Source organism: Streptomyces phytophilus (genome assembly GCF_013870535.1).
GTDB classification, from domain to species: Bacteria; Actinomycetota; Actinomycetes; order Streptomycetales; family Streptomycetaceae; genus Streptomyces; species Streptomyces phytophilus.
Genome location: NZ_JACBXC010000211.1, coordinates 1 through 6,980 on the forward strand (window position 1 = coordinate 1; position 6,980 = coordinate 6,980).

General features: G+C 70.5%; 7 protein-coding genes and 1 pseudogene. 2 read left to right on the forward strand and 6 right to left on the reverse strand.

Annotation, left to right across the window (positions count from 1 at the left end):
• Window positions 1-356 (forward strand): C40 family peptidase (locus H5J30_RS12705; RefSeq protein WP_181787542.1); only part of this gene is annotated, 356 nt, incomplete at its 5' end.
• 184 nt (window positions 357-540) lie between these two features.
• On the opposite strand, the gene H5J30_RS12710 is transcribed toward H5J30_RS12705, so the two are convergent.
• Window positions 541-1,116 carry an HD domain-containing protein gene (locus H5J30_RS12710; protein ID WP_181787543.1) on the reverse strand — a complete coding sequence of 192 codons (576 nt, stop codon included), beginning with the start codon at window positions 1,114-1,116 and terminating at the stop codon, window positions 541-543.
• A gap of 23 nt (window positions 1,117-1,139) precedes the next feature.
• Window positions 1,140-2,150, reverse strand: coding sequence for an XRE family transcriptional regulator (locus tag H5J30_RS12715; RefSeq protein WP_220188837.1), 1,011 nt, complete (start codon window positions 2,148-2,150; stop codon window positions 1,140-1,142).
• Window positions 2,151-2,439: 289 nt separating this feature from the next.
• Between H5J30_RS12715 and H5J30_RS12720 the strand changes: the two genes are divergently transcribed.
• The gene (locus H5J30_RS12720) at window positions 2,440-3,063 is read left to right on the forward strand and encodes an ATP-binding protein (protein ID WP_220188838.1); all 624 of its coding nucleotides are present in this window, start codon (window positions 2,440-2,442) and stop codon (window positions 3,061-3,063) included.
• Here the strand turns inward: H5J30_RS12720 and H5J30_RS12725 are convergent.
• The 4 genes and pseudogenes from H5J30_RS12725 to H5J30_RS12740 all read right to left on the reverse strand — a co-directional run.
• Window positions 3,029-4,315 carry a geranylgeranyl reductase family protein gene (locus H5J30_RS12725; protein ID WP_181787546.1) on the reverse strand — a complete coding sequence of 429 codons (1,287 nt, stop codon included), beginning with the start codon at window positions 4,313-4,315 and terminating at the stop codon, window positions 3,029-3,031. The two genes, H5J30_RS12720 and H5J30_RS12725, sit on opposite strands and share 35 nt — an antisense overlap.
• Window positions 4,316-4,398: 83 nt before the next feature.
• Window positions 4,399-5,094, reverse strand: coding sequence for a demethylmenaquinone methyltransferase (locus H5J30_RS12730; protein ID WP_181787547.1), 696 nt, complete (start codon window positions 5,092-5,094; stop codon window positions 4,399-4,401).
• On the reverse strand, window positions 5,091-6,287 hold the full coding sequence (mqnC, locus tag H5J30_RS12735; RefSeq protein ID WP_181787548.1) for a cyclic dehypoxanthinyl futalosine synthase: 1,197 nt from the start codon (window positions 6,285-6,287) through the stop codon (window positions 5,091-5,093). Before mqnC ends, H5J30_RS12730 begins: the two co-directional genes overlap by 4 nt.
• 86 nt (window positions 6,288-6,373) lie before the next feature.
• Window positions 6,374-6,980: pseudogene (locus tag H5J30_RS12740) on the reverse strand (serine/threonine-protein kinase); the annotation flags it as partial.

Genomic DNA, 6,980 nt, shown 5'->3' on the forward strand with positions numbered 1-6,980 from the left:
CGGGCAGCGTCGGCACGGTGCTGGACTTCCTCAACGCCCAGGTCGGCAAGGCGTACGTGCTCGGGGCCACGGGCCCCTCGTCGTACGACTGCTCGGGCCTGACCCAGGCCGCCTTCCGCACCGTGGGCGTGGAACTCCCCCGCATGGCCGCGGAGCAGTCCACGGTCGGCACCCCGGTGGCGGTCTCCGACGTCCAGCCGGGCGACCTCGTCTTCTGGGGCGGCACCGGCTCGGCGTACCACGTGGCCGTGTACATCGGCGACGGCAAGTACCTGGACGCGGCCAACCCGTCGAAGGGCGTCGTGATCCAGGAGATGTCGTACTACATGCCCACATCCGCGGCCCGCGTCCTCTGACCCGAGCCCCGCACAGCACCACGAGAGCCCCCGCCGGGACCGCCGGCGGGGGCTCTCGCACACGCCGCCAGCGCGCGTGTGCACGAATTCTCAAGCGAGAGCCGGGGCGGTCTGCGCAGGCCCGTCGCACCGGCCGAGACGGGCGGATGCAGCTTTGCCGCCGCCCCCGGGGGCCGCATCCGGCCTATCGCAGATAGGTTCGCTGCCAGTCCGAAGAACTCATCCCCTGGGCCGCGTCGGCGAGCGCGATGGCGGATGCAGTCTTCAGCCTCGCCCGCGTGCTGTCCACCCACTCCTGAGCGTTGCTGTAGCCCTGTTCGAGGTACTCCATGCCCTGCAGCATGCACTCCAGCCGATCGGCGTCATGCGCCACCACGACCTCGATGGAGTCACCGTTCTCGTACTCGTCGACGACCGCCTGGATTCCGGTCGCGACGGCGGGATGCGCGTCCGCGAGCTGGTCCGCTGTCACGTCCTCGTTCTTCGCAGCGGTGAGGTAGCGGCGTCCGACCCACGGAATGTCTCCGACGCGCGTCTCCTGGGTGTCGTGAAAGGTGCACAGGAGCGCCACCTTGGCAGGGTCGGCTCCCTCAAGCATGGCCAGGACCGCACCGATGACGGCCGTACGAAAGCTGTGCTCCGCGACGGTCTCGGGGTCCTTCACCCCGACGATCCACCAGCCGGTGCGCCGCGCCCGCTTCAGGGCCCCCATCTCCAGGAGGTAACCCACGGAGCCCTTGGCGAGCGCGTCATCGGTCATGAGGTCCTTGTCCTTCCGATAGATCAGGGTCTGCTCAGCCTCAGACCGTAATGCAAGGAGTCCAGTTCGCGCCGGGCCCGCGATGACACACGGTCACCGTCGAGCAGCAGGGAGACCCGGCTCTGGAGATCCCCCCGGTGGTCCGCCGCGAGCAGCCCGGGCCGAGAGGCGACGAGTGCCCAGACGGAGTGCACGTTGAGGTCCACACAGCCGAGCGCGGGATCGAGCCGGTCCACGAGGCTGCGCAGCAGCGCCCCGGGATCCCACGAGTGGAATGACGGGCCCGCCATGAACGAGTCGTCGGGCCGTGGCAGCCGGTCCAGACCGAGCCAGTGGGCCCAGTAGTTGAGGTTGGCGGTCTCGCCGGCGTCACTGCTCATCCCGCGCTCGATGAAGGCGTGAAGCATCTCGACATCGCCATGCCGGGTCAGGGACGTGGCGAGGGATCGCGCATCGGACCAGGCAGGCGCCCAAACGGCGTGGGCGAGGTGCGTCGTCCGGCGACTCTGCATCTCGGCGAGCCAGGCGCGCGTGTCGGAAGCGGAGTCGTAACTGCACAGGTACAGGGCCTGGCGGCGGAGCAGAGCTCCCTCCTCCCCGGCGGCGTCGGCGATTTCGGCGAAGCGGCGCAGATGGCCGAAGAACCGGTGCCGTTCATCGGTGCTCAGCACCGGGGCCGCTGGCGTCGGCCCCCGCCGTCTCGGCACCGGTGCGGACGGCGGGGGCAGGGCCGCGGGAGCCGCCCCGTTGATCGCCCACGTGAGCATGTGGGTCACCGAGCGGGTGAAGACCCACCCTGCGAGTGGGTGGTCGCGGAAATCCTCGTGCGCGTGTCTGGCCTCCAAGGCGTAGCCGATGACCGAATCGGCTTCCATGGCGTCGTCCAGCAGGACCAGCAGGGCAGGATCCGCGCCGGTCCTCAGCAAGTGCCGACGTAGCGACAGGAGCTGTGCGGTCGGGATCGCGGTCAGTGGGCGGCGGCCGGACTCCCATCCCTGGACCGTCGTCGTGTCGACACCGAGTTCCTCCGCCAACCCGCATTGGGTACGTGGAATCCGTTCCCTGGCGATCTTGACAAGATGCCCGGTCACGACTCCGCCGCGGACCTGCGCCCGAGAACCCTGCACACCGGTCGGCGTTCCGTCGCCCCTGTGCGACCAAGTTGGCGTCATGACTGGCTCCCCGCGTGCCCGGGCCTCACACCACTCGTACCCTGCGTCAGTTTTCTGCCCCGCGCGGTCACCGTACGTTCGTAACCCAGGCGAACGAGCAGGGAAGCAGCACACAGCGTAGTCGCGCTGAGTTGTCAGCGATACACAACCCGTGCTCTTCCATTCGGGCTTCACGACTCTCAGCACGGAGGAATCGGTGACGACCGCGGCACAGCATCAACGGGACATCGAGAAGCACACCACCCAGGAGTGGGCGATGCGCTACACCATGGTCAAGCGATCAGCGCGGCTGGCTCGTATCCATGCCCGGCGCACTCTGACGGGTTGGGGATGGCCCGGAGGCGTCGAGGACACTGTCCTCGTCGTCTGCGAACTCGTGACCAATGCGATCCGGCATGGCCGTGTGGCCGGTCACCAACTGGCGTTGCGCCTCGCTCTCCTCGAATGCGGCGGCCTCGTGATCGACGTGTCCGATCCGCGTCCGGACTTCGAGAACTTCGCCGATGCCCTCGCCCAGGGCGCTGATCCCACACACCACGAGCAGGGACGCGGCCTCATGGTCGCGGCCCGGCTCGGCGCAGAGATCACCTGGTTCGTGCGTCAGTTCTGCGGCAAGACCGTACGCGCACGCCTCACCGGCACGCCCGGTTGCCGACACTGCAACGGCTCCTTGTGCAAAATTTCTCAAGGAAGGCCGCAGACCGGGGCCCGCGGGGGAACGGGCGGGACCGACCCGACGGTCACGCGCGCGGGGCGACCTTCGTCAGGCCGTTGATGATGCGGTCCATGGCGTCGCCGCCCTGGGGGTCCGTGAGGTTCGCCAGCAGCTTCAGGGTGAAGCGCATCAGGACCGGGTGGGTCAGGCCGCGTTCCGTGGCGAGCTTCATGACCTTCGGGTTGCCGATGAGGCGGACGAAGGCGCGGCCCAGCTGGTAGTAGCCGCCGTAGGTGTCCTTGAGGACCTTCGGGTAGCGCTTCAGGGCCAGCTCGCGCTGCGCGTACGTCGCGCGGCCGTGGGCCTGGACGACGACGTCCGCGACGATCTGGCCGGACTCCATCGCGTACGCGATGCCCTCGCCGTTGAACGGGTTGACCATGCCGCCGGCGTCGCCGACGAGGAGCAGCCCGCGGTCGTAGTGCGGCTGCCGGTTGAAGGCCATGGGCAGCGCGGCGCCGCGGATGGGGCCCGTCATGTTGTCCGGGGTGTAGCCCCACTCCTCCGGCATCGAGGCGCACCACGCCTTGAGCACGTCCCGCCAGTCCAGCTCCTTGAAGGCGGCGGAGGAGTTGAGGATGCCGAGGCCCACGTTGGACGTGCCGTCGCCCATGCCGAACACCCAGCCGTAGCCGGGCAGCAGCCGGTCCTCCGCGCCGCGCTTGTCCCACAGCTCCAGCCAGGACTCCAGGTAGTCGTCCTCGTGCCGCGGGGAGGTGAAGTACGTCCGCACGGCCACGCCCATGGGGCGCTTCTCGTTGCGGTGGAGGCCCATGGCCAGCGAGAGCCGCGAGGAGTTGCCGTCGGCGGCGATGACCAGCGGGGCGTGGAAGGTGACGGGCGTCTTCTCCTCGCCGAGCTTCGCGTGCACGCCCGTGATCCGGCCCGTGCGCTCGTCGATGACGGGCTGGCCGACGTTGCACCGCTCGTACAGCCGGGCGCCCGCCTTCTGGGCCTGCTGGGCGAGCTGCTGGTCGAAGTCGTCGCGCTTGCGCACCAGCCCGTAGTCGGGATAGGCGGCCAGCTCCGGCCAGTCGAGCTGGAGCCTGTTGCCCCCGGCGATGATGCGCAGGCCCTTGTTCCGCAGCCAGCCCGCCTCTTCGGAGACGTCGATGCCCATGGCGATGAGCTGCTTCGTCGCCCGCGGGGTGAGCCCGTCGCCGCAGACCTTCTCGCGGGGGAACGCCGTCTTCTCCAGCAGCAGGACGTCGAGCCCCGCCTTCGCGAGGTAGTACGCGGTCGTCGAGCCGCCCGGCCCGGCGCCGACGACGATCACATCGGCGGTGCGGGTGGATTCAGAGGCGTCGGTCACGGCGGCTCCCAGATAACGCGGGTCGTTCCCCGCAGTCTAAGTGCCGCCGCCGACACCGCCGCGCCCGCCCCGTGCGGGAGGCGTCAGCTCGGGGCGTAGGCGCGGTGGAGGGCGACGATGCCGCCGCTGAGGTTGCGCCAGGCCGGGCGGGTCCAGCCGGCGGCGGCGAGCCGGGCCGCCAGGCCGGGCTGGTCCGGCCAGGCGCGGATGGACTCGGCGAGGTAGACGTACGCGTCCGGGCTGCTGCTCACCCGCTCCGCGATCGGCGGCAGCGCGCGCATCAGGTACTCCGTGTAGACCGTCCGGAACGGCGCCCACGTCGGGTGGGAGAACTCGCAGATCACCAGCCGGCCACCGGGCCGCGTCACCCGCCGCATCTCGCGCAGCGCCGCGGCCGTCTCCTGGACGTTGCGCAGCCCGAAGGAGATCGTCACCGCGTCGAACACCCCGTCCGCGAACGGCAGCCGCGTCGCGTCCCCCGCCGTCAGCGGCAGCCGCGGGTGGCGCCGCTTGCCCTCGCGCAGCATCCCCAGCGAGAAGTCGCACGGCACCACGTACGCGCCCGCGGCCGTGAACGGCAGCGACGACGTGCCCGTACCCGCAGCCAGGTCCAGCACCCGCTGCCCCGGCCGGGCGTCGACCGCGCGGGCGACCGCCCTGCGCCACAGCCGCGCCTGGCCGAGGGAGAGGACGTCGTTGGTGAGGTCGTAGTTCGCGGCGACGTCGTCGAACATCGCCGCCACCTCGTGCGGCTGCTTCTCCAGGGTCGCGCGCGTCACCGGTCGGCCTCCACCAGCGTCAGTTCCGGGTGCGCCGTACCGCCCTCGATGGCGGTGGACGACAGGTGCGAGACGACGCGGTCGTCCACGGGGTCGTGCGCCGGGTCGTCGTGCACCACAAGATGCTCATATGTTGTCGCACGCTGCGCGGGCACCCTGTCGGCACCGCGGATCATGTCGATGATCTCCCGCAGGTTCGAGCGGTGCCGCGCCCCGGCGGAGGACACCACGTTCTCCTCCAGCATCACCGAGCCGAGGTCGTCCGCGCCGTAGTGCAGCGTCAGCTGGCCGGCGTCCTTGCCGGTGGTCAGCCAGGAGCCCTGGATGTGCGCGACGTTGTCGAGGAAGATCCGCGCGATGGCGATCATCCGCAGGTACTCCAGGGTGGTCGCCTGGGTGCGGCCCTTCAGCTTGTTGTTCTCCGGCTGGTACGTGTACGGGATGAACGCCCGGAACCCGCCGGTGCGGTCCTGCACGTCCCGGATCATCCGCAGGTGCTCGATCCGCTCCGCGTTCGTCTCGCCCGTGCCCATCAGCATCGTGGACGTCGACTCCACGCCCAGCCCGTGCGCCGTCTCCATGATCTCCAGCCACCGCTCGCCGCTCTCCTTCAGCGGCGCGATGGCCTGCCGCGGCCGGGCCGGCAGCAGCTCGGCGCCGGCGCCGGCGAAGGAGTCCAGGCCGGCGGCGTGGATGCGGCGGATGGCGTCCTCGGCGGTGGTGCCGGAGATGCGGGCCATGTGCTCGACCTCGGAGGCGCCGAGGGAGTGGATGACGAGCTGCGGATACGCCTTCTTGATCGCGGAGAAGTGCTCTTCGTAGTACTCCACGCCGAAGTCGGGGTGGTGGCCGCCCTGGAACATGATCTGCGTGCCGCCGAGCTGCACGGTCTCCTCGCAGCGGCGCAGGATGTCGTCCAGCCCGCGGGTCCAGCCCTTGTCCTTGGCGGTGGGCGGGGCGTAGAAGGCGCAGAACTTGCAGGCCGTGACGCAGACGTTGGTGTAGTTGATGTTCCGCTCGATGATGTACGTCGCGATGTGCTCGGTCCCGGCGTAGCGCCGGCGGCGTACGGCGTCGGCGGCGGCCCCCAGCGCGTGCAGCGGGGCGGAGCGGTACAGGTCGAGGGCCTCGCCGGGGGTGACGCGGCCCCCCGCGGCGGCGCGGTCCAGGACTGCCTGCAGATCGGTGGTCACGGTGACCGGCCCCTTCCGCGAGTGGTGCGTACGAGCGAACCCCAGCCTACGCGGAGCAGGTCGCCGGCTCCGGCCGGGCCTCTCCCTCAGCCCGAGCCCTTCGTCAGCGTCGAGCGCGGGTTCCCCGAGGCTTCCGCGTCGGAGCGGTACTCGACCGTCTCGCCGCCCTTGTGGGTGAGCGTCACCGTCGACTCGCCGGGGGCGCAGAGGCCCTCGGTGTTCTCCCTGGCCGGGTCGTCCTCCTCGCGGAGGGTGAGGGTCGTGTCGGTGGCGGCGGTGAGCTTGGCACGGCTGTAGCAGTGCGCGACGTCGTAGACAGAGTAGTCGAAGTACGCGACGTACTCGCCCTTCCCGCCCTCCTTGATCTCCACGCTGACGCTGCCGTTCGGGACCCCGTCCTCCTGGACGATCTCGCCCTTCCAGCCGCCGGCGAACTTCTCCGGTACGCCGTCCGCCGCCGCCCCCGTCGGCTCCCTGGAAGGGCTCTCGGTCCCCGTGTCGGAGCCTCCGGTACCGCCGGTGGTCTCCTCGTTGCCGTTGCCGCCGCTGTCGGCGGCGCCTCCGGTGGAGGTGTCCCCGGCCTGCGAGCGGTCCCCGCCGTCGCCGTCCAGGAGTCCCGGTATGAAGAACAGGCCCAGCATCAACGCCGCCAGCGCGCCCGCGACGGAGAGCACCAGGGTGCAGCTGAACCGG

Coding starts and splice junctions, on each gene's coding strand:
- H5J30_RS12710 (WP_181787543.1), bottom strand. CDS start 1,116: ATGACCGATGACGCGCTCGCCAAGGGCTCCGTGGGTTACCTCCTGGAG.